Genomic DNA, 20619 nt, shown 5'->3' with positions numbered 1-20619 from the left:
TAACGATGGCCGCGACCCCGCCCCCCCGCGAGACCCTGCCAACGGCCGCCGCAACAGCCGCAGCAACGGTGGAATTGATCCCGGTGCTCGAGGACAACTACGTGTTCGTGTGGCACGGAGGCCCCGGCACTCAGGCGGTGGTGGTGGATCCGGCGGTGGCCGAACCCGTGATCAGCTGGCTCGAGCAACGGCAGCTGGAGCTGGTGGCCGTACTCCAGACCCACCACCACGATGATCACATCGGCGGCACCCCAGGGCTGCTGGCCCGCTGGCCCGGCGCCGAGGTCTACGCCTCTGGCGCCGACATCGCGCGCATCCCGCTCCAGACCCGCTCCGTGAAGGGGGGCGAACATTTTGCGCTGCTGGGCCGACCGGTGCGGGTGCTGGATGTGCCCGGTCACACCCGCGCCCACATCGCCTACCACCTGCCTCCGGTGCCCGGAACGGCCACCCGGGGGGAGCTGTTCTGCGGTGACACCCTGTTCGTGGGGGGCTGCGGCCGCCTGTTCGAGGGCAGTCCGGCCCAGATGCAGCAGTCGTTGCAATCCCTGGCGGCCCTGCCGGCGGACACCCGAATCTGGTGCGCCCACGAGTACACCGAAGGCAACTACGCCTGGGCCGCCGCTGAACGGCCCCACGATCCGGCGGTGGGCGAGCGCTTGAGGCAGGTGCGCGAGCTGAGGGCCGCCGGGCGCTGCACGGTGCCCAGCAGCATTGGAGCGGAGCTCGTCACCAACCTCTTCCTGCGCGCCGCCGATGCCGCTGAACTGGGGGCCCTGCGGGAGAGCAAGAACAACTGGCGGGGCTAGGACGGGACCGACCCGGCAGGCCTCAGGCGGATGGGTGAACGGATGGCCGCAGGTTTATGATCAGAATAAGGGGGGACAATGGATGAAACCATAAGTTTTCAGACATCGAATCACCTTCAATTACATCGAAGCTACTCTGTTAGAGTAGGTACATCTTTCATCCGCCAACTGGGAGCCATGTCTTTCACCATCGATGCCGCCCGCAGCATTTTTCCACAGACCCGCACGGCCGACATCGTTCCAAGTACCCTGGCCCGATTCAACCAGCTCACGGTCGAAGATCAACTGGCTCTGATCTGGTTTGCCTACAAAGAAATGGGCAAGACAATCACCGTGGCCGCCCTAGGTGCCGCAAGGATGCAGTTCGCCGAACGGACGCTCAGCGAGATCCGCGGGATGAGCTTTGCTGAACAGACGAAGGTGATGTTCGATCTTGCCAATCACGTCAACACACCCATCAACCGGACCTACGCCCTCTGGTCCAACAACATCAAACTGGGCTTCTGGTATGAGCTAGGCGTGTGGATGGAGCAGGGCATCGTTGCCCCCATTCCCGTGGGCTACCAACTCTCGGCCAACGCCGCCGCCGTTCTCAGCACCATCAAGGGAATGGAGCCCGGTCAGCAGATCACAGTTCTTCGGAACATGGTCGTGGACATGGGTTATGACCCCAAGAAACTGGAAGGCGAGGAAACGATCAGCGAGCCACTTGTCAGCCCAACCGCTGCTTCCGAGCGCACTCAGGTTTCGATTGAAAATGTGGACAATCCCACAGTGATCGAATACATGAATCTTCTTAATGCCAATGACTTCGACAGCCTGATTGAGTTGTTTCTTCCCGATGGAGCCCTTCAGCCGCCATTCCAGAAGCCGATCATCGGCAGGGAGGCGGTGCTCAAGTTCTTCAAGCAGGATTGCCAGAATCTGGTGCTGGTTCCTTCCAAAGGTGTCAGCGAGCCAGCCGATGGCGGCTTCACTCAAATCAAAGTCACCGGGAAGGTCCAGACCCCTTGGTTCGGTGCCGGAGTGGGCATGGATGTCGCCTGGAGATTCCTGCTCAATCCTGACAACAAAATCTTCTTCGTGGCCATCGACCTGCTTGCCTCCCCTAAGGAGTTGCTGAATCTGATTCGTTGACGGTGAACCTGCCCCGTTCGAGTGCGCAGCCCAGCCGAAGCGATCGAACGGGGGCCCAACACCTAGAAGCGACCCAAGGGATAACCCTGGTCTCCACCGGCCGTTTCCCCGGCAGTGCCTTGAACGACACTGGCCGGAACCTCACGGACCTGAACCTCACGGACCTCAACCGCACTGAACTGATTGGTGTGGCCCTAGCGGCCTTGATCATCGGCGGCTGGATTCTCAGTCTTGCTGGATGCCTGATCGAAGCCGAACACCTTTCAACCTCAGGAAAGGTGATTGCTCTGCTTTGCCGCACCTTCCTGCAAACAGGTCTGTTCATCGTTGCCCATGATGCGATGCACGGCAGCCTCTTGCCGGACCACCCACGCTTCAACCATGGCATCGGCCGCTTCTCGCTCTGGCTCTACGGCTGCCTGGACTATGACCGCTGCCTCACCAATCATCGACGCCATCACAGCTCTCCGGCCAGCGTTGATGATCCTGACTACCACGATGGTCATAGCACCAACCCATTCAGCTGGTACATCCGCTTCATGGCTGGATATCTCCATCCCCAGCAGTTGATCCTTCTGGTCGGAACCTGGGCAGGCCTGGGCATGACCCTGCGCTGGGCGGGGGCCGGGTCAATCGCCTCAATCCTTTTGTATTGGACTGTGCCGCTCTTGCTCAGCTCCCTTCAGCTCTTTCTGTTTGGAACGTACTTGCCCCACCGGGGAAGCCTGGGAGCCGCAACGGACGAGCCCCATCACGTTCGCAGCTGGGCCCTTCCGCCGCTGCTGTCGCTGGTGAGCTGTTATCACTTCGGCTATCACTGGGAGCACCATCACTACCCCCATGTTCCCTGGCACCTGCTGCCAAGGGTCCATGCAATGGAACGATCCACGCGTCAGCACCACGCCCAGCGCTAAGGTGGTGGATTGACAATGATGAAAAGTTAAGCATGGAGGAAGACTGGAGCCATGAAGAGGAGGAAGCCGCCCGGGCGGCCTTTACATTGGCCTATGAGCGGGATCTGGCCGATCTCACCAGAAGTGTCCAGGAGTTGAGCAATTCCATCGTGACTCTCGATCAGATCTGGGGCCTCCACGACTATCTCAGCACCAGGAGATACGAGTTTGACGGCAAGTATGACTTCAACACTTCAGCTCTTCTCTTCACCTTCGCTGGCATGGTGAAAGACGGTCTGCTACAGATCAGTGATCTTGAGGGCCTCAATATCAAGAAGTTGGCGAAGATCACGGCCCTCTCCAGGATGTAAAAGCCCAGACCACCCTGCGGGCAGCACCAATCGCCACCCGCTCACAGCATCGGCACAGAACCGGGGATGGGGAGCAAGGAGACGCCCTCGGGAAACAGCAGGGCCCACTGATCGGGTTTGAGGCTCAACCGACAGCGCTGGCCGCGCTCCAGTTCCTGCTCCAGGGGCAAACGAAGGCGCAGGCGGAGCGGGCCCGCCTCCACCTGATAAAACCACTCACGCCCGAGGAATTCCCGGCCCACCACCTGGACCTCCCCGGCGGGGTCAGCGGCCAGGTCAAAGCCGCTCGGTCGAATCAGCACCTCCAGGGCCAGGGGTTCACCACGGCCTGTGTCCGGGCGAGCGTCCTGGGGCCGGGGCACTTCCCCCTGGGGCGCGAAGACACCAACGGCCGTATGGATCCGATCACGCTCACGCCAAGCCGGCAACAGATTCCCCTGGAGCGCAAAGCGGCCGACGAAGGCACTGGCGGGGTGCTCCACCAGCTCCCGGGGGCTGGCGCACTGATGCAACACCCCGGCTCGAAGCACGGCCACCCGATCGCAGATCGCCAGGGCCTCCTCCGGATCGTGGGTGACGATCAGGCCACTGGCGCCGCATTGGCCAAGCACCCCGGGCAACTCCCCCCTCAGGCGCGTGCGCACCTCCACATCCAGGTTCGAGAACGGTTCATCCAGCAGCACCAGGGCTGGCCCAGGTGCCAGGGCCCGGGCCAGGGCCAGGCGCTGGCGCTGGCCACCGGAAAGCTCATGGGGGTAGCGCTGCTCCAAGCCCTTCAGACCCAGCAGTTCGAGAAGCCAGGCGGCGCGGCCGCGCTCCTGGTGGGGACGCAGGCCGAAGCAGGTGTTGCGCCAGGCATCGAGGTGGGGGAACAGGGCGTAGTCCTGGAAGACCATGCCCACCCCACGGCGCTCCGGTTCGATCCAGCGCCGGGGGCCCGCCACCTCCCGCCCATCGATCCAGACGCTGCCCCGGGACGGCCGTTCAAAGCCAGCAATCAGACGCAACAGGGTGGATTTACCGCAGCCCGAGGGACCCAGCAACCCGACCAGTTCCCCGGGATTGAGCTGGAAATCGACGGCCGAGAGGGTCCATTCAGCGCCCGTGGCGACATGCGAGACGGCTCTCGGGTAGCGGTGCCAGAGATTCCGCAGCTCCACCTGGGGGGAAGCCGCAGCGTCTGAAGAACTGGTGGGGGGGGAAACGGTGCCGGCGATGGGCGTCGGGCCATAAGCTCAGCGCCCCATCTTCACCCGCCATGGTTGCCGCCCCCGCCCTCGAAGCGATCACCACGACCCAGGCACCCGCCCCTGTGGGGCCCTACAACCAGGCTGTGAAGGCCGCGGGACTGCTGTTCTGCTCGGGCCAGATCGCCCTTGATCCAACCAGCGGCGTGCTGGTGGGCGAAGGCGATGTGGAGGCGGAAACGCGCCAGGTGCTGGCCAACCTCGAAGCGGTGCTGGCCGAGGCGGGAGCCACGCCCCAGCAGGTGGTGCGCACCACGGTGTTCCTCACCGATCTGGCCGACTTCGCCAGGGTGAATGCCCTGTACGCCGGCACCTTCGGCAGCGGAGTGTCCCCGGCCCGGGCCTGCGTCCAGGTGGCCGCCCTGCCCAGGGGGGCACGGGTGGAGATTGACGCCATTGCGGTTCTGGGTTGATGGGCAGCCTGGGGCAGCGGCTGCTGGGGCTTGGGATTGGCGCCGCAACGTTCTGCTGCCTGGGCTGGGGCCCGGTGCAGGCCGATGGTGAGCCCGCCCCCCAGACCAGCGCGGGGGTGAAGGTCGAGACCCTGGTGCGCACCAGTCGCTCCTGGAACGGGGCGACCCTGCCCGCCTATGGAACGGGTCAGCCCCAGGTGACGATCCTGCGGATCACGATCCCCGCGGGGATGCGCCTGCCCCTGCACCACCATCCGGTGATCAACGCAGGGGTGCTGTTGGAGGGGCGCCTGCGCGTGGTGGCCACCAGCGGCGCGGTGTTGGAACTGCATGCGGGCGATCCGATCGTGGAAATGGTCAACACCGCCCACTACGGCGAGAATCCTGGTTCGGTGCCCGCCACGATCGTTGTGATCTACGCGGGAGTAGACGGACAAGCGGTAACCGTGCTTGAAAAAGCGGGTGGAACTACGGCGAAACCCTGCGCTCCGGCAGGGTGCGCACGGTGAGCAGCTGATCGTTTGGATCCCAGCTCCAGCGAGGGGCGGACCCCTCCTGGAGGCCACCCCGCTTGCCCTCCGCCTGTCGCCAGGCGGCCAGGTCCCGCTGCAGGGGGCCTTTGAGATAAGCCCGGGCAGAGGCGAGGCGGCGGACGTAGCCGGGGTGGCTTTCCAGGGGGGCCTCCGGGGCGTAGTCCGCATCGAGCTGGGCGCCGTTCTGGAGTTGCTGCACACAGAGCACCGGGTCGTGGCCAGCGATGGCGGTCATCAGCATCGCGTTGCGATCGGCGGCCAGCTCCTGCGTCTGGGAGAGGGTGGCCAGGGCCCTCTGGCGCTGCTGCTCCGGAAGATCCTTCCAGGCGCCGTTGACCGCCCGGGAGCTCAAGAAGCCATGGCGACGCAGGAAGTGGGTGAGTTCGTGGGCCACCACGCAGCGCAAGGCACCCTGGTCGTCGCCGTGGACGAGGAAGAAGGAGCGATCGAAGGTGATCAGCCCGTGGGCGTAGGTGCGCGCGCTGGCGGTGCCTAACAGGTAGGAGAGGCGGTTGACCTGGCGGTGGGCCGGGGTCTCGGCATCGGCCGGTGAAAGGTGGGCCCAGTGCTCGCAAGCATCCCCGGCATCCGTTTCCTGCTTACTGGCCTTGCACAGGCCCGCCTTCTGGGCCCAGTAGGGAGCCGTCTCACCCGCCTCGAGGGCAAAGCGAATCGGGGTGGTGCGAATGCCATTGGCACGCAGCAACTGGTCGCTGACCGCCTGCACCTGGCGCAGTTCGCTGGGGGGCTGGGGTTCCCCGCATCCGGCCAGGGCCAACGCACAGCCCAGGGCCGCCCCCAGAGCCTGAGCCGGGGCTCCCCACCAGGCACCCTGGCGCCCAGAGTGGCGGCCCAGGCCTGCATGCAGCAGCGGTCGGCTGGAAACGGAGACGGGCTGCGGGTCCACGGGGGTTCACCAGTGGCTGGAGTCTGGCCACCCGCAGGTGGGGGCTGGGGAGCCGACGGACGGCTCAGGCGGCGGGAGCGGACTGGCCCACACTCACGACACCACCTGCAACAGACGCACCCGATGGCGACGCAGGAGCTCCCCCAAGTGCTCGAGATCAGCGGCGTGGATCAGGCCGATGCAACCCTCCGTGCCACTCTCGGCACCCAGCCCAGCGCTGGGATCGAGGTGAATTCCCAAGGCGCGTCGGGCGGTGGAGAACAACGGCTGCAGGTCGATCCAGAGGGAGCGGCCCAACTCCGGGTTCAGGCCGGCCGGCACGGGCACGATCGGGCCGACGCGGTAACGGCCTGGTGGCAGGGGGGCGTGGCTGCCCAGCCGTTGGCGATCGGCGCCTTGGGCGGAGGCGCGACCCACCAACGCGTCAAAGCGTCGGACTGGTTCGCCGGGGAGGCTGAGGCGCAACTCCCAGACCGGATCACCCGTGGGCAGCAGCCGACGGCCCGTCTGCTCGAGGCTGAAGCCGACCGCAGGCTCAGGACCGAGGGCCAGCTCGGAGTGAGCGGGGTTCGCCGCTCCCAGGAGCACAAGCCCCACCACCGCAGCCCAGCGGCGCCGACGAACCCCAGGGCCAAGGCAGCGGGGCCCCCAGGCCCTGGTGATCGAAACCCTGCCCGAGGGGAGGGTGGATCGGGAGCGCTCAGACAGGAACCAGACCATCGAAGAGCTCAGGCGCTGAGCCCGAGCGTAGGTCTGATGGGCCGGTCTTACCGCGTTGGGGTGGCGTTGGGTAGGTCGGGGTTGGCCCACCTCCGATGGTGTGAACGACGATCCGCTCTCTCCAGAGATCCGTGGGCGCGTGACACTGAGATCGGAACCAGCTGACGTCACGGCTGCTCAATCAACGCCCAGGTGCCCGGGGTCAACGGTGGCGAAGCCATCGAGGTGGCTGGAGCGAACCGGCCGATGAAATCCTTGAGGGCTCAATCGATCGCTGGTCCGGGAGGCGTGGGGTCGACCATGGCTGGGCCGTCGCCCGGCTTGTCCAGCCCCCCCCGGAGGTGGGAGGAACCACGCGACGACCCCCTCCAACGACCGGTTGGAGGGGGTAGGCCCACCCATCGGCCGGCTGCGGTGTCGTGCCAGGGGTGGGGCGATGGGACGTCTGCTGGGCCGAGGCAGGATCGCTGGTCGCCTTGGTGATCAGGCCCGCCAAGGGGCCGGCGACGGCCCAAGGAACGGGGCTGGAGGGCAGGGGAAGGCGCTCCAGGTCCAGCGATCAGCCGAATGGAGTGGGGACGCTGCGGAAGGCGATGGGCTGATCCCGCAGGCCTGGGGATCAACCCCTGGGATCGACCGAAAGCAAGCCCAGGGCCTTGACTCTCCATCTGAGGGGAGACCATACGGTGGTGTTGCTTTCTTTTTCCTCCGCTCTCCCATGGCTGGACCCGTGTTGCGGTTCGGAGTCTCCGCACTCACCCTTGCGGCGCTGCTCTCCTCCCCGACCCTGGCCCAGATGGATCCCCACGCGGGCCATCGCGGCATGGACGGCAGGCCTGGCATGGCCGCCCCGACGGGGGTCAATCCTGCCCATGCCGGCCACGCCCATGACCTAGGACCAGCCGGCTCCACCTACGACCTGCGCTTCATCGACGGCATGGTGCAGCACCACTCCGGGGCTCTGCGCATGAGCGAGTTCGTCTTTGGCATCGGAGCGCCCGGTGTCGGGGCCCTGGGAAAGACGATCTGGCGGGATCAGGCGAGCGAGATCCGCGCCATGGGCCTCTGGCGCAAGGCCTGGTACCCCCAGGCGCCGGTCTATCCGGTGGCGCTGGCGAACGGCGGCGATCCCAACAGCCTCTCGGGGCTCACGCGCATGGGCCAGGCCCAGATCGACGGCATGCGAATGATGGGTGAGCTCCCCACCAAAGAGAACCGGGTGGTGTGGTTCCTCGAGGGGATGCTCGATCACCACGGCGGGGCCCTGATCATGGCCCACGACGCCCTGGCCAAGAGCACCAACCCAACGATCCATCGTTTTGCGCGCGGTGTGATCGTGGCCCAGCGGGCGGAGATCATCGAACTGCGCCGGATGCTGGCGGTGGAAGGCTTGCGTAAACCCGAGTACCACAAGTACGACACTCTGTTTGCGCTCTGAAGTTGCGGCGGAACGTCACTCCAGCTCCAGCACACCGCGCACCATGTTCATGCCGCAGTGAAAGGGATAGATCCCCGGCTCGGTGGGCGGCAGCTCCAGGCTGGTGGTGGCATTCATGGGCAGATCGAGAGTTTTGTGGAAGTCAGGAAAGATCACCTGGGCCACACAGCCGCTGGGATCGATGCGGTGAAAAGAGAGCCGCAGCGGGCGGCCGGCCATCGCCTTGATCCGAGCGGGGGCATAGCCGCCATCCACCGTGATCGTGATCCCCTGGAGGCCCTGCTCCCCCACCCGAGCCGCCACGCCGCCTCCATGGCGCCCCAGAAACCACCACAGTTCCCAGGCGATCAAAACCAGGCCGACCACGACCACCAGCAGCTTGAGGCCCAGGGGCTGCTCGACCGTGCGCCAGAGGGGCTCGGCCGCAGCGCGGGCGGCAGGCCCCCCCGCCATCAGCAGAGGAAGCACCATCAGGGCACCGCCACGGGGAGAGGAGTGGGCCGGAAACGGCGCAACCGCAGCGCATTGCTCACCACCGACACCGAACTGAACGCCATCGCCGCACCGGCGATCATCGGGCTCAGCAGCCAGCCGGTGAAGGGGAACAGCAGCCCGGCGGCGATCGGGAGGCCAGCCACGTTGTAGGCGAAGGCGAAGACGAGGTTCTGGCGAATGTTCGCCATCGTGTGGCGGCTGAGCTCGATCGCTGCGGGCACCCCGACCAGGTGGCCGGAGATCAGGGTGATGTCGCTGGCGGCGATCGCCACATCGGTGCCGGTGCCCATCGCCAGGCCCACGTCGGCCTGGGCCAGGGCGGGGGCGTCGTTGATGCCATCGCCCACCATCGCCACCGGGCCTTCCCCCTGCTCCTGCAACCGGCGGATCACCGCGGCCTTATCGGCGGGACGCACCTCGGCGATCACCCGCTCGATCCCCACCCGGGCCGCCACCACCTCGGCGGTGCGGCGGGCATCGCCGCTGAGCAGCACCACCTGCAGGCCCAGGCGCCGCAGGGCGGCCACGGCGGCGGCGGCGCTGGGCTTGAGCGGATCGGCGATGCCGAAGCAGGCCTCGATCCGCCCGTCCACCGCCACCGCCGCCACACTGCAGGCCGCTGCCTCCATTCGTGTCACCAGGGGGGTGAGGCCGGTGCTATTGAGGCCGAGTTCGCTCAACCAGCGGGGTGTGCCCACCAGCACCTTCCGCCCGGCCACCGTGCCCTGCACGCCCCGGCCCGGTACCGCCTCGAAGCCCTCCACGGCAGGCAGTCGCGGCTCGCTGAGCTGGGGGCGGATGTAGCCCACGATCGCCTCGGCGAGCGGATGCTCCGAGCGCTCCTCCAGCGCTGCCACGGCGGCCAGCAGGGTCTGGACCGGCAGCTGGCCGCTGCTCTGAGCCAGGGGCAAGCGCTCGAAATCGGTCACGTCCGGGTGGCCCAGGGTGAGGGTGCCGGTCTTGTCGAGCACGATCGTGCGCAAGCCGCCGGCGGTTTCCAGGGCCTCGGCGCTGCGGAAGATCAGCCCGCTCTCGGCCCCCTTGCCGGAGGCCACCATGATCGAGGTAGGCGTGGCCAGGCCCAGGGCACAGGGGCAGGCGATCACCAGCACACTCACCAGGAACAGCATCGCCAGCACCGGGTTGCCGCTCATCAGGAACCAGCCCACGAAGGCGGCAATGGCGATGGCGATCACCACCGGCACGAACCAGCCCACCACCTGATCAGCCAGCTTCTGCACCCGGGTGCGCGAGCTCTGGGCCTGGCGTACCAGCTCCACGATCTGGGCGAGCACGGTGTCGGCCCCCACGCGGCTGACACGGAAGCTGAAGCTGCCGCTGCGGTTCATCGAGGCGCCGATCACCGTGTCGCCGGGGCCCTTTTCGACTGCGGTGGGTTCACCGGTGAGCATTGATTCCTCCACCCAGGAGCTGCCCTCCACCACCACCCCGTCCACGGGCAGCTTCTCGCCGGGGCGCACCTGCACCCGATCTCCCACCACCACCAGGGCCACCGGGATCTCCTGCGGCACACCGTCACGGAGCACACGGGCCGTGGGGGGCTGCAGCTTCAGCAACCGCCGGATCGCCTCCGACGTTTGCCCACGGGCCCGGGCCTCCAGCAGGCGGCCCAGCAGTACCAGGGTGATGATCACCGCGGCGGTTTCGTAGTAGACGTCCGCTGGCAACCCCTCCGCCGTGAGCAGCTGCGGAGCGAGGGTGGCAACCAGCGAGGTGAGCCAGGCGATGCCGGTGCCGGCGGCCACCAGGGTGTTCATGTCGGCGCTGTGCTGCCGGAAGGCTGAGGCGGCGCCGCTGAAGAACTCCCGCCCGCACCAGAACAGCACCGGTGTGGAGAGCAGCAGCTGGGTCCAGGGGCTGGTGAACCAGATCGGCAGGAAGGGCAGATGACGGCCTCCGAGCATGTGGGGCAGGCTGGAGAGCACCACCAGGCCCGTCAGCACAGCCGCCACGGTGACTTTGCGGCGCAGAAGCGTGAGTTCATGGGCCAGCTCCCGCTCCATGTCCGGGGTCGAGGTGCCGCTGCTGTCCCCATGGCAACAGGTCGGGGCTGGGACTGGGGCGCTCATGGGGGGACTGACATCAGGGGCCGGACCATCACCCGAGGAGATGACTTCAACCGATGGGGCTCGCAGCGGCATTTGAGGGCTGCTGGCATTCAGCTCACGGCTGGGGTTGTCCTGCGGCGGCCGTCGAGCCACAGGCCGACACCGGTGATGGCAACGATCAACGTCAGAATCCCCATGATGGCGGAGTAATAGGGCTGCAGATTGATGATCCCGAAGTTGCCGGTATGGATTTTCATGAGCCAGAAGGCCTCGATGTTGTGGGCCAGCAGCAGGCCGTAGATCGAGCCTGAAAGGGCGGTGATGATCAGCGGCAGCGCGGCGATCGGCACCAGGGCGCGATGAAGGCGCCTCCGTAGGTGTCGCTGGCGCAAGGTGCTGCTTGGAGCGTTCATCAGTTCTTCTGCAGGGCCTCATGCAGGGACCGTTCATTGGCGCAAGGCATCCACAGGGAACCCATGGCGAACGCGCCCTTGCACTTGAGCTCAGCGGCCCGCTTCTCGGCCTCGGCTTTGGTCTTGAACATGCCCTGCATGTGGGCCCCTGCGCCTGGCGGCATCAAGACCGCCAGGGCGCCGGACAGGACCAGGATCAGGGCAGCATGACCACCACGGTGCGGCCTCAAGGGAAGGGTGTTCATGGGGATGGCGTGGTCTTGGTATGCCGAAGCGCTCGGATCGAGAGGCATGGGGGGAGCCAACGGCTCACTTTTCCTTCGAGACGGCCTTCTGGTAGGCCTCGAAGCTGGCGCAGGGCATCCACTCACGGCCCATGGCGAAGGTGCCGCTGCACTTGAGCTCCTTGGCGCGCGTCTCAGCGCCGATCTTTGTGGGGAACATGTCATTGGCCTGGGCCCGAGCGCCGTTGGCACCCAGCAGCACCAGAGCCGCTACCGAGAGGTTCCAGAAACGAGGCAGCTTGGGCGACAGCATCGGGAGCAACACCAGCGGATTTTGACCACCTTAGAGTCTCCTCTCAGGTGGAGAGTCAACTCCCGTGATCGTCCCGTCCCCGCCCCAGGCCCTCAAGATCGGTGCGCTGGCGGCCCGCAGTGGCCTGCCCGTCAAGACGCTTCGCTACTACGAAGAGCTCGGCCTGCTGCCTGCCGTGGGCCGAAGCTCAGGTGGTTACCGGCTCTTCAGTGAGGAAAGCCTGAGGCGCCTGGCCTTCATCCGCCGCCTCAAGGCCCTGGGCCTGAGCCTGGAGGAGATTCAGGCGTGCCTCGCTCCCCACGACGCCGGGCTACTGCCTTGCCACGACATCCGGCAGCAACTCAGCCGCCAGATCGGGCGCATCGACGAACGCATCGAGGAGCTGGGCCTGCTGCGGGTCGAGCTGCAAACGCTGCTGGGGAACTGGCAGAGCGATCCGCTTCAGGATGACGACGTGATCTGCCCCAATCTTCAGATCTGAAAAAGCCTGTCCCGCCCAAGGGTGATGCTGATGCCGGAGCCGCTGATGAAGATCACGCCTCAAGGTCAGCGCGGATCCATGGGGATGGGGTGTTCTGATGGCTGTGCCCAAAGGCATGGCGCAGATCGACTTCCATGATCTCCTCGCCATCAGGATCGGAGTGTGATGCTTCTCGCCCTGGAGCGGATCATGCCGGTTCCGCTGGTCTTGCACGGGAGCACCGTGACCCGATCCTTCGGAGTTCCGCGATGAAGCCTGCCGTTGCCCGCTGGTGAGCGCCCTGATCAACCCAGCCCACCTGCCTGAGCCGGCTGGTGGGCTGGGCCCCGCCGCCTGAGCAGCGGCGACAGATGTCCGCTGCTTCGTCTCCGTTGGGCTCCACAACCCGATCCGGCAGCGGTTCCATCGCCGTCTGGCGATTCTGGTTGCAGGACACCGGGCAGAGACCCCATGGGCCCCCTTCCGCAATCAGGAGTATCTGGGAGGAACTGTCGCCCGCTGGATCCCACACCACTTACACCATCACCAGCCAGGGGGCGCTCATCGTCGCCTTCTCCTACCTCCGCAGAGCGGATGGGGTCGCCATCGATTTCGCCGAGGATTCCGTCGCCACCGCCAGGAAAGACTGCCTCTGGCACAAGCCCTGACTCCCGCGGCCGTCCCCCTGACCATGAACCATCAGGCCATCACCGGAGCCCCACGCCCGAAGGGATCTCGGCCCGTTGTCGCGGCTCGACGATCGCTCAAGCCTCACTCCCGCCTCCCTGCGCGACGACCGATGGGCTGAGCCACACCTGCAGTGCAAGCAGCTGTCCACAACTGACCAGCCCCCAACGCACCAGTGCTGGGGGCTGAGCGCCGTGAGCATCTGTCATGGCCGACCGCCTCTCCAGCACCAGCGGCGGCAGCACGGGCCCTTTCTCCTGCCCCAAGCTCCCAGGCGAGGTCAAGCAACCGGCCCTGGCAACGTCGGTCAACGGTGCGGATCACTCCCTGGGGGGGATCAGCTCCGATCCACGGCTCAGCGGACCCCGTTCATGGAAGGTTGAATCTCCTCTCATGGGCCACCCACATCCTCCAAACCTGGCCAGCCTGGAAGCGGATGTGCAACCCGCAGGTGAGGCTCAGGTGGATCACACTCACAGACGGAGAAGAACCTGGAGGGCGACGGTCGTGGCCCTGGCCGCCGCAGGGGCGTTCAGCGCGGGGCTGGTCTCGGGCTTCCCCTCGCTGTCCCAGGGCTGGAGGGGGGATTCAGGGCTACCTGACGCTGGTGGAGGCATGGGTGCTGCCGGTCCGATGGGAATGGCTTCCTCGGACCGGCCCTTCATCGTGATGATGATTCCCCATCACGACGGGGCGATCGCCATGGCCGATCTCGCCCTCACCCGCGCGCACAGGCCCGAGATCAAGGCCCTCGCCAAGAGCATCAACGCCAGTCAGACGAAGGAAAATGCCCAGATGCGCGCCTGGTACCGGCAGTGGTTTGGCCAGGCCGTGCCGGCCTGGGGGCCCGCTTCGGGATGGGGCTGGCAGGGCGGCAAGGGCCCCATGGAGATGGGGATGGGGATGGGGATGGGGATGGGGATGGGGATGGGGATGGGGATGGGAGGTGGCCCCATGGGCCACGGGGGTACGAACCTGGTCGCGCTGCTCAGGGCCGCGGATTTCGATCGAGCTTTCATCGAGCAGATGATTCCCCACCATCAGATGGGCGTGATGATGGCGTCGATGGCTCAGACGAACACCCGGCACCCCGAGCTGCGCCAATTGCAGCAAACGATGGTGCAGGTGCAAAGCGCAGAGATTGGGCAGATGCGGCAGTGGTATCGCACCTGGTATCCAGAGCGACGCTGAATCCGCCTGATTCGAACGTCACCAGGACCTGGCCGTCCTCAGCGCTGCAGCAACCAGCGCAGCAGAGACAGCGCCAGGATCAGCCCGGTGCCGATGGTCCAGAGCAGCGAGGAGTGCTCGGACAACCGCCCAAGCCTGGACGGTAGGCGCTCTCCCCTGCGCTCCAGCAGCTGGGTGCCGATCACCAGCAAGGCCATGGGTAGACCGACGGCCAGCAGCAGATCCCGAACGATGGCTACCACTTAACTCCCCGGAATCAGCGTACCGAAGGGCTTCAACGGCAGGGACGGCCGCTCTGACGGCAAGGGTGGCCATCGAGCGGCCGGGAAGCACCCCATCGGCCGCCGGCGAGAGCTCGACAGAATTGCCGCTTCCAAAGACAGGTGCCATGGGAGCTGAGGCACGCGAGGCCGGGGCAACCCGGCACATCCTGCTCACCGGCGCCAGCTCTGGCATCGGCTTTGGGGCAGCGGCCCTGCTGCTCCAGGCCGGTCACCGCCTGACCCTGCCCTGCCGGGATGGCGCCACCGCCGCGGCCCTGCGCCAGCGCCTGGGCGGCCAACTCCAAACCCCCCATCTGCGATCTGGCCGATCTGAGCAACGTCGAGCGCTGCGCTGAATTCCTGCTAGTGGAAGACGCACCGATCGACACACTCGTGCTCAATGCCGGCCTGCAGTACAGCGGCGCAGCTGAACCCCTCTGGTCAGCCCAGGGGTTCGAGCTCACCATCGCGGTGAACCACCTGGCCCACCAGGCCCTGCTGCAGAGGCTGTTGCCTCTGCTGCTGCGGGGCTCGGCACCACGGCTGGTGGTCACTGCCTCGCAGGTGCATGACCCCAGCAACGGTGGCGGAGCGGTGGGCCCGCCGGCCGGGGTGGGCGATCTTGCTGGGCTCCGTCAGGGCCCTGGGGCGCCGATGCTGGATGGCAGCGGCATCTTCAATGCCGAGAAGGCCTACAAGGACAGCAAACTCTGCAACTTGCTGATGGCCCGGGAGGTGGGGCGGCGCCTGCGGGAGCAGGGCACCCCCCTGCAGGTGTTCGCCTGGAGCCCGGGGCTCGTGATCCCGCGCAGCAAGGGCGGATTCTTCCGCTACAGCCGCCGCCGGAATCCCGTGGCGCAGACCCTGTTCGCCCTGGTCGCCCGCGACCTGCTGCGCCTCACCGAAACGCCCTCGCGGGCTGGCGCCCTGCTGGCGGGCCTGGCCACCGCCTCACCGCCGGAGGCCACGGGCTTCCACTACTGGAGCAACCGGGTGCTGGGCCCGGGCCGGCTGCGTTTTGAGGCCAGCACGCCCAGTGCCGAGGCCTGCTCAGGCACCCTGGCCCGGCAGCTCTGGTCGCTCAGCGCCCAGCAGCTGGGGCTGACGCCAGAGCAGGGTTTCGCTCAGCTATCCCACGCCTCCTGCTGACTCCGGCCTTCGCCTTCTGACCTGCGGGCCCCGCCGCTCAGCAAGACAGCTCTCCCCATGGAGCGCCTGAACTCCTGCGCCATCGGTCGCCAGCGCACGTCCATGATCATTCAACGCTTCGAGAGTGGCTTGGGTTGAAGCCGGTGGGCACCGAACCCATCAGGCGCTGGAGTTGGCGGGTCTCCAGTTCCAGCACCCTCCGGGCGAAGTCCTGGTCGCGCTCCAGAATAGCATCGAACGAATCGACCGGCACCGCCAGCAGGCGCGTCCCCGCCGATGCCGCCGTGATTGTGTTCTCGCTGGCGCTGTGGGTGAGCACCTCGAGCTCATCGAGCATCTGACCCGGCTGCAGTCGCTCGGGCCGTGTCCCCGCTTCGTCGCGGAAGTGCACGAGGGCTTCGCCCTCGATCAGCAGCAGGAGCTCGCGGCAGGTGTCGCCGGTTTCGGTGATCATGGCTCCAGCGCCGTAGTGGCGCAGCTCAGAGGCGTCCGCCAGGGCATCGAGGGTGTCGAGATGCAGGCCGCGGAAGGCCGCGCTGGTGGCCAGGTACACCCGCTTTTCCAGCTCCTCGAAGGTGTCCAGACGGGGCGGATCGCCCCCCACCCCCAAGGCCTGCAACCGCTCAGCGGTCCGCTGCAGCAGGGCGGGCACCCCCCCCTCACGCTGCGCAAGGGCCAAGGCCTGGCCGCGTACCCGGTCCAACTGCGCCATCAGGACCAGGGCGGCCGCCTGGATCAGCGGGTTGCGGTCCTGCACCAGGGTTTCCAGGTGATGGAGAGAGACAGGCAAAGAAATCTCCAAGGAGCAGGACGGAGCCGCCGCGCCCGGCTGGGTGAGCGCCTCCAGCACCTCCGCCGGCAGCCGCTCCCGCCAGGGCTCCCGCTCCAGCAGCTGGAGCAGGCTCAGCGGCGCCATCCGCTGCAACTGGGCCACCAGGGCCGGCACGGCGGGATCCTGCTGCAGGGTGGCCAGTGCTGTGAGGATGGCCCGAAGGCTCAGCTCCTGCCGGTGGCGGATGTGCTCACTCAGCAGGCTGCGCAACACTGACTGGTCCGCCCTGGAGGGCTGCTGAAGGGCGCGATAGGCCTCAATCAGCTCCGGCAGGCGCTGGAGCAGCACCTCAGCCTTCTGTGCGGCGCTGGCCTGGGGCGACAACCCCCCGATCACACTCTCCTCTTCGGCAGCGGTGATCGCGAAGGTGCGCCGGAGGGAGCCGATGGCCCCGGGATCGCTCCGATCGCTCCTCCCCTGCGGAGTGCTCGCACGGCTTTGGAGCCGCATCAGCCGCTCCAACGCTTTCCGGTAGCCGCTCAACCGCACCTGATCCTCCAGGCTGCGGCGCCTGTCGGGATCCAGGAGCGAGGGATCTTCAACCCCCAGCTCCTCCAAAAGCTGCTCGTGCTCGTCGTCGGAGATGCCGAGCTCGCGGCGCATCTGCTGCAATACCTCCAGGCTGGTGGCCACGCTCACGTAACCCTCCTCGAGGGCTTCGCGCACCACGCCCTTGTAGGCCTCATGCCGCTTCTCACTGCTGAAGCCCGGCAGCACCTTGGCCAGCACATACACCTCTTGGGCGTTGAGATCGCCGAGCGTGCGGCCATCGAGGAAGCGGCCCACATCGAGCTGGAGCCGTTCCAGCTGCTTGCGGAAGCGGCTCGCCAGGTTCTCGCGGCTGTAGAGCTCGGGGTTGCGGCGCCAGGCCTGCACCAGCCACAAGGTGCTGACGGCCACCAGAACCGCATCGAACAGCCACTGCACCCAGGAGGGCAACAGCCGGAGCAGGGGCCGGCCCGCGAACAGAAAAAAGAAATTGAACACCAGGAAGGTGGCCACCACGAAGAGGCGGTGGCGAAGCTGTTCCGGCGGCAGCGGCGCGGAGCCGGAACGGGCGGCCCGACGCCGTTCCCGGGCGCGTGCCCCGGCTTCGATCCAGCGCCCCCCCACCACCCCCAGCCAGGTGAACAGCCCCAGCACCAGGGGCACCGCCACCAGACGGGGGATGGCGATGGCCTGGCCGAACAGGAACAGGCCGGGGCTGAACAGGGTGGCGAGCTGATCGCTCTGGCGGACCCAGATCCCCGAGAAGTAGTAGTCCCAGTTGCCGGCGTAGAGGTAGTAGTAGAAGAAATAGCCCAGCACCAGCCCCACGTAGCCGTAGCGCTCGAAGGCAAAGGCCGGCGTGGTGATCCGCGCCCAGTACATGCGCTCGGCGTCGATGTCGATGCAGGGCTGCTGGCAGGCCACACAGGCGCTCTGCTCGCTGCCATCGGGCAGGGTGGTGCGGCACATCGACTGGGTGATCGGCTGCTCGCTCAGGTGGGCCTTGCTGCCCAGCAGACCGGAGGGGGCGGAGAACACGCTCTGCACCGGTGCCATCGGGCAGAAGTACTGGCACCAGGCCTTGCCGCCATACAACCAGCCCACAGCCATCGCCACCGCAATCGTGCCCAGCAGCCAGGCGGCCAGCACCAGCCTGTCGGCGTTGAAGAACAGCAGGCGGCCGCAGAGGCCCACAAACAGCCAGCCGAACTGCACGCCGGAGTAGTGGCGGGCCAGCCAGGAATCGGCGGGCACCTTGGCCAGCTGGGGGCGCCGCTCGCCGGTACGGGGGTTGAGCTTGGCGATCTGGCGCTGCAGTCCGAGGGCGCGGGGGATCTGGGAGAGGAAGGAGAGCGGGCAGATGCGGCGCCACAGCTCATGGCCGAACACCAGCAGGATGAAGATCCCCGATGGCACCACCGCGCCCCAGAACAACGTGGTGCCCAGCGGATAGGGCTGCTCCACCAGGCAACGGTCCTGCACAGGCACGCAGGCCTCGCTCAGGCGCAGCGGGCTCCAGGGGTGGCCCGGCTCGGTGAGCGCGGGGCTCCAGGGGTCGAAGAACAGCGAGGCGATGATCAGCAGCCAGGCCGTCGTGAGAATCCAACGGATGACGTGCATCCGGGATTCGCCCACCGGGATCGCCATCAGGCCCTGAAAACGATGGGCAAACCTTAGCGATCAAGGCCGGGAGCTACTGGTTTCAGGAGCTCTGATGGTGTTGCGGGGGTTGAAGCGGACGTGCTGATCGGAGTGGTCCGAGGCCCGGACCTTCCGTGCTGCCGATGGTCAGCCGACCTGGTGCCCCTGGAAAGCCTCCAGCCAGCGCAGGCGGCAAGTCGACCCCGCCAACGCGTAACGGGTCAGGCGCCATCGATGGGGTCCGCCCATCGCTGACAGGCCCGGGCACAACCCCTGTCGCGTCTCGATGCCGACCCACCCAGCACCGGTGCCCAGAAGGCGACCTGAGACGACTGGCCAGACCCACAGGGAACCTGGATCCGGCCTCGTCCAGCCCCTGCGGATACCCTCCTGGTCACCTTGCCACCGGTGGGGTGGGGCACGGCATCTCCCGCCTGGCCCAGCGCTCCGGTGGAACCGTCAGCGGTTCACGATCGGGCCAGCGGGCGATGGAATTGTGGCAGCTGATCCCCAGGGCGGTGGATGGGCTCGTCCTGGGGAGGGTGCTGGACCAACCCTCCTGTGGTTGCCGATGCTGAGCTGAGTGGCAGGGAGGGGGGGGCGCACGATCGGCCTTTGATGGCCGGGCCGTCTCGGCAGAGTGGTGGGATGGCGCAGGGCTCACCGCTGCTGGGAGCCTTGACGGCCTTCGGACTGTTCCTCCCGGGACCGGCCTCAGCTGAGCTGGCGTTTCAGGCGGTGGTGCTTTCAGTCGGTGACGGCGACACCATCCGCGTGGGCAGGGGTGGCAAGCCGATCACCGTGCGCCTGGCCTGCATCGATGCCCCTGAGTTGGCCCAGGGGCCCTACGGCCAGCAGGCACGCCAATCCTTGCTGGCCCGGCTCCCCATTGGCCGCCCGGTGCGCTTGATCCCCAAGGCCATTGACCGCTAGGCCGCACCGTGGCTGAGGTGATCGGATCAGTGAATCTGAATCTGGCGATGGTGGAGGACGGCCAGGCGTTTGCCTATCGCCGGTACCTGGGCGCCTGCAACGCCAGATCGTTCCTCGATGCGGAGTTTCGGGCCAGCCGCCACCGCCACGGGGTCTGGCAGATAACGAACGGCATCACCCGGCCCTGGGACTTCCGCCAGGGGCGCCCCACCTCCAGGGGCCGCCCGAGCGTCGACCTTGGAGGTGGGGCGGCAGCCCTCCCGGCGCGTCCGATGGCCCCGGGCGCTGGCCACCGCTGCCAACAGATCGGCTCGTTCGCCCTGGCCCAGGAACTGCTGCGCCAAGGGCACAACCACCCCGATGGCGACGGCGATGGGGTGGCCTACGAACGCCTGCGCGGAGGTCAGCCTGCGCCAGGATCTCGCTGCCGACGGCGCCCCGGAGCCGGTCGCCGTTCTCCTGAACCGGAACGCCAGGCCCCCTCCAGGCGGGGCAGGGCGGCACCGCCCCTGGGTTTGCGCGATGCTTGAACCAACCGAGGCGGCCCGCGGCCATGGCCCACCAGCAGCTGAAGGACTTTCTTGGGCGCGTACAGGACGATCCAGCCCTGCGCCAGCAGGTGTTGGCGGCTTCAACCGCCGACGACGTGGCTCAGATTGCAGCCGCCTTGGGCTACCCCTTCTCCGGCGATGAACTGCTGCGCGCTTCAGGCCAGACAATCGGGCGGGTGACGATCACCAAACAGGACATTCCTGGCGAATACAGCTGAATCATCCCGATCAGCCCTACCCCACCCCATGGATCGAGTGAGGAAACGTCCGGGCCGCGCTGAAACCATGAACATTCAGCCTCGACGTGCTCGCGCCGCCGTGGAAGCAACGATCCCAGGGGGCAACTAATCGCATGGACAGTGAAAATTCCCAAGGATTTTCTTGTCCAGCTCCCTACTGGTATCCTATTGGTTCACCCCTAGAGAGTGGCAAGCTGGCCCT

The 20619-nt window shown here is 66.8% G+C and carries 23 protein-coding genes; 13 read left to right on the top strand and 10 right to left on the bottom strand.

Annotated features, from left to right (window positions below; translation table 11 throughout):
- Positions 1 to 5: 5 nt before the first annotated feature.
- From gloB to frp, 4 genes are all read left to right on the top strand, one after another.
- Positions 6 to 809 (top strand): hydroxyacylglutathione hydrolase, encoded by an 804-nt coding sequence (gloB, locus tag KBY88_RS05485; protein WP_254938910.1) that lies wholly within the window; start codon positions 6 to 8, stop codon positions 807 to 809.
- 177 nt (positions 810 to 986) lie between these two features.
- Positions 987 to 1946, top strand: coding sequence for an orange carotenoid-binding protein (locus tag KBY88_RS05480; protein ID WP_254938909.1), 960 nt, complete (start codon positions 987 to 989; stop codon positions 1944 to 1946).
- A gap of 119 nt (positions 1947 to 2065) precedes the next feature.
- Positions 2066 to 2860: a fatty acid desaturase gene (locus KBY88_RS05475; RefSeq protein ID WP_254938908.1), complete on the top strand. Its 795-nt coding sequence runs from the start codon at positions 2066 to 2068 to the stop codon at positions 2858 to 2860.
- Between the two features lie 32 nt (positions 2861 to 2892).
- Positions 2893 to 3210 (top strand): fluorescence recovery protein, encoded by a 318-nt coding sequence (gene frp, locus KBY88_RS05470; protein WP_254938907.1) that lies wholly within the window; start codon positions 2893 to 2895, stop codon positions 3208 to 3210.
- 41 nt (positions 3211 to 3251) lie between these two features.
- On the opposite strand, the gene KBY88_RS05465 is transcribed toward frp, so the two are convergent.
- Positions 3252 to 4370 (bottom strand): ABC transporter ATP-binding protein, encoded by a 1119-nt coding sequence (locus KBY88_RS05465; protein WP_396102609.1) that lies wholly within the window; start codon positions 4368 to 4370, stop codon positions 3252 to 3254.
- Between the two features lie 98 nt (positions 4371 to 4468).
- Between KBY88_RS05465 and KBY88_RS05460 the strand changes: the two genes are divergently transcribed.
- Both KBY88_RS05460 and KBY88_RS05455 read left to right on the top strand, forming a co-directional pair.
- Complete coding sequence (locus tag KBY88_RS05460) at positions 4469 to 4870, top strand: Rid family detoxifying hydrolase (RefSeq protein WP_254938906.1); 402 nt, start codon at positions 4469 to 4471, stop codon at positions 4868 to 4870.
- The gene (locus KBY88_RS05455) at positions 4870 to 5379 is read left to right on the top strand and encodes a cupin domain-containing protein (RefSeq protein WP_254938905.1); all 510 of its coding nucleotides are present in this window, start codon (positions 4870 to 4872) and stop codon (positions 5377 to 5379) included. The genes KBY88_RS05460 and KBY88_RS05455 overlap by 1 nt, the downstream gene beginning before the upstream one ends.
- Here the strand turns inward: KBY88_RS05455 and KBY88_RS05450 are convergent.
- Together KBY88_RS05450 and KBY88_RS05445 are read right to left on the bottom strand one after the other, a co-directional pair.
- On the bottom strand, positions 5339 to 6310 hold the full coding sequence (locus KBY88_RS05450; RefSeq protein ID WP_254938904.1) for a M48 family metalloprotease: 972 nt from the start codon (positions 6308 to 6310) through the stop codon (positions 5339 to 5341). The genes KBY88_RS05455 and KBY88_RS05450 overlap by 41 nt on opposite strands.
- 93 nt (positions 6311 to 6403) lie before the next feature.
- Positions 6404 to 7030, bottom strand: coding sequence for a L,D-transpeptidase (locus tag KBY88_RS05445; RefSeq protein WP_254938903.1), 627 nt, complete (start codon positions 7028 to 7030; stop codon positions 6404 to 6406).
- Between the two features lie 718 nt (positions 7031 to 7748).
- On the opposite strand from KBY88_RS05445, the gene KBY88_RS05440 reads away from it, so the two are divergent.
- Positions 7749 to 8468, top strand: a complete 720-nt coding sequence (locus tag KBY88_RS05440) for a DUF305 domain-containing protein (RefSeq protein WP_254938902.1) — start codon at positions 7749 to 7751, stop codon at positions 8466 to 8468.
- Between the two features lie 15 nt (positions 8469 to 8483).
- Here the strand turns inward: KBY88_RS05440 and KBY88_RS05435 are convergent, their stop codons facing one another.
- The 5 genes from KBY88_RS05435 to KBY88_RS05415 all read right to left on the bottom strand — a co-directional run bounded on the left by KBY88_RS05435 (position 8484) and on the right by KBY88_RS05415 (position 11982).
- Complete coding sequence (locus KBY88_RS05435; RefSeq protein WP_254938901.1) at positions 8484 to 8939, bottom strand: cupredoxin domain-containing protein; 456 nt, start codon at positions 8937 to 8939, stop codon at positions 8484 to 8486.
- Positions 8939 to 11053, bottom strand: a complete 2115-nt coding sequence (locus tag KBY88_RS05430; protein WP_254938900.1) for a copper-translocating P-type ATPase — start codon at positions 11051 to 11053, stop codon at positions 8939 to 8941. Before KBY88_RS05430 ends, KBY88_RS05435 begins: the two co-directional genes overlap by 1 nt.
- Positions 11054 to 11142: 89 nt before the next feature.
- Positions 11143 to 11382: a hypothetical protein gene (locus tag KBY88_RS05425; RefSeq protein WP_315858104.1), complete on the bottom strand. Its 240-nt coding sequence runs from the start codon at positions 11380 to 11382 to the stop codon at positions 11143 to 11145.
- Positions 11383 to 11444: 62 nt separating this feature from the next.
- Positions 11445 to 11738 (bottom strand): DUF3721 domain-containing protein, encoded by a 294-nt coding sequence (locus KBY88_RS05420; RefSeq protein WP_254938898.1) that lies wholly within the window; start codon positions 11736 to 11738, stop codon positions 11445 to 11447.
- A 16-nt stretch (positions 11739 to 11754) separates the two neighbouring features.
- Complete coding sequence (locus KBY88_RS05415; RefSeq protein WP_254938897.1) at positions 11755 to 11982, bottom strand: DUF3721 domain-containing protein; 228 nt, start codon at positions 11980 to 11982, stop codon at positions 11755 to 11757.
- Between the two features lie 64 nt (positions 11983 to 12046).
- On the opposite strand from KBY88_RS05415, the gene KBY88_RS05410 reads away from it, so the two are divergent.
- Together KBY88_RS05410 and KBY88_RS05405 are read left to right on the top strand one after the other, a co-directional pair.
- Positions 12047 to 12463, top strand: coding sequence for a heavy metal-responsive transcriptional regulator (locus KBY88_RS05410; protein ID WP_254938896.1), 417 nt, complete (start codon positions 12047 to 12049; stop codon positions 12461 to 12463).
- Positions 12464 to 13744: 1281 nt separating this feature from the next.
- Complete coding sequence (locus KBY88_RS05405) at positions 13745 to 14320, top strand: DUF305 domain-containing protein (protein ID WP_254938895.1); 576 nt, start codon at positions 13745 to 13747, stop codon at positions 14318 to 14320.
- A 38-nt stretch (positions 14321 to 14358) separates the two neighbouring features.
- On the opposite strand, the gene KBY88_RS05400 is transcribed toward KBY88_RS05405, so the two are convergent.
- Positions 14359 to 14562, bottom strand: coding sequence for a hypothetical protein (locus KBY88_RS05400; protein WP_254938894.1), 204 nt, complete (start codon positions 14560 to 14562; stop codon positions 14359 to 14361).
- 276 nt (positions 14563 to 14838) lie between these two features.
- On the opposite strand from KBY88_RS05400, the gene KBY88_RS05395 reads away from it, so the two are divergent.
- Positions 14839 to 15732 carry an SDR family NAD(P)-dependent oxidoreductase gene (locus KBY88_RS05395; protein WP_254938893.1) on the top strand — a complete coding sequence of 298 codons (894 nt, stop codon included), beginning with the start codon at positions 14839 to 14841 and terminating at the stop codon, positions 15730 to 15732.
- Between the two features lie 106 nt (positions 15733 to 15838).
- Here the strand turns inward: KBY88_RS05395 and KBY88_RS05390 are convergent, their stop codons facing one another.
- Positions 15839 to 18700 carry a cyclic nucleotide-binding domain-containing protein gene (locus KBY88_RS05390; RefSeq protein WP_254938892.1) on the bottom strand — a complete coding sequence of 954 codons (2862 nt, stop codon included), beginning with the start codon at positions 18698 to 18700 and terminating at the stop codon, positions 15839 to 15841.
- Positions 18701 to 19342: 642 nt separating this feature from the next.
- Between KBY88_RS05390 and KBY88_RS05385 the strand changes: the two genes are divergently transcribed.
- The 3 genes from KBY88_RS05385 to KBY88_RS05375 are packed head-to-tail and all read left to right on the top strand — an operon-like array spanning position 19343 to position 20396.
- Entirely contained in the window at positions 19343 to 19627 is a 285-nt protein-coding gene (locus tag KBY88_RS05385; protein ID WP_254938891.1) for a thermonuclease family protein, read from the top strand.
- Positions 19628 to 19635: 8 nt separating this feature from the next.
- Positions 19636 to 20157, top strand: coding sequence for a thermonuclease family protein (locus KBY88_RS05380; protein WP_254938890.1), 522 nt, complete (start codon positions 19636 to 19638; stop codon positions 20155 to 20157).
- A gap of 23 nt (positions 20158 to 20180) precedes the next feature.
- Entirely contained in the window at positions 20181 to 20396 is a 216-nt protein-coding gene (locus tag KBY88_RS05375; RefSeq protein ID WP_254938889.1) for a Nif11-like leader peptide family natural product precursor, read from the top strand.
- The last annotated feature ends 223 nt before the right edge of the window (positions 20397 to 20619 follow it).

The organism is Cyanobium sp. Morenito 9A2, assembly GCF_024345575.1.
Taxonomy (GTDB): domain Bacteria; phylum Cyanobacteriota; class Cyanobacteriia; order PCC-6307; family Cyanobiaceae; genus ATX-6F1.
Note: the sequence above shows the minus strand (reverse complement) of the source record. Positions and strands in the feature narration are given on the sequence as shown.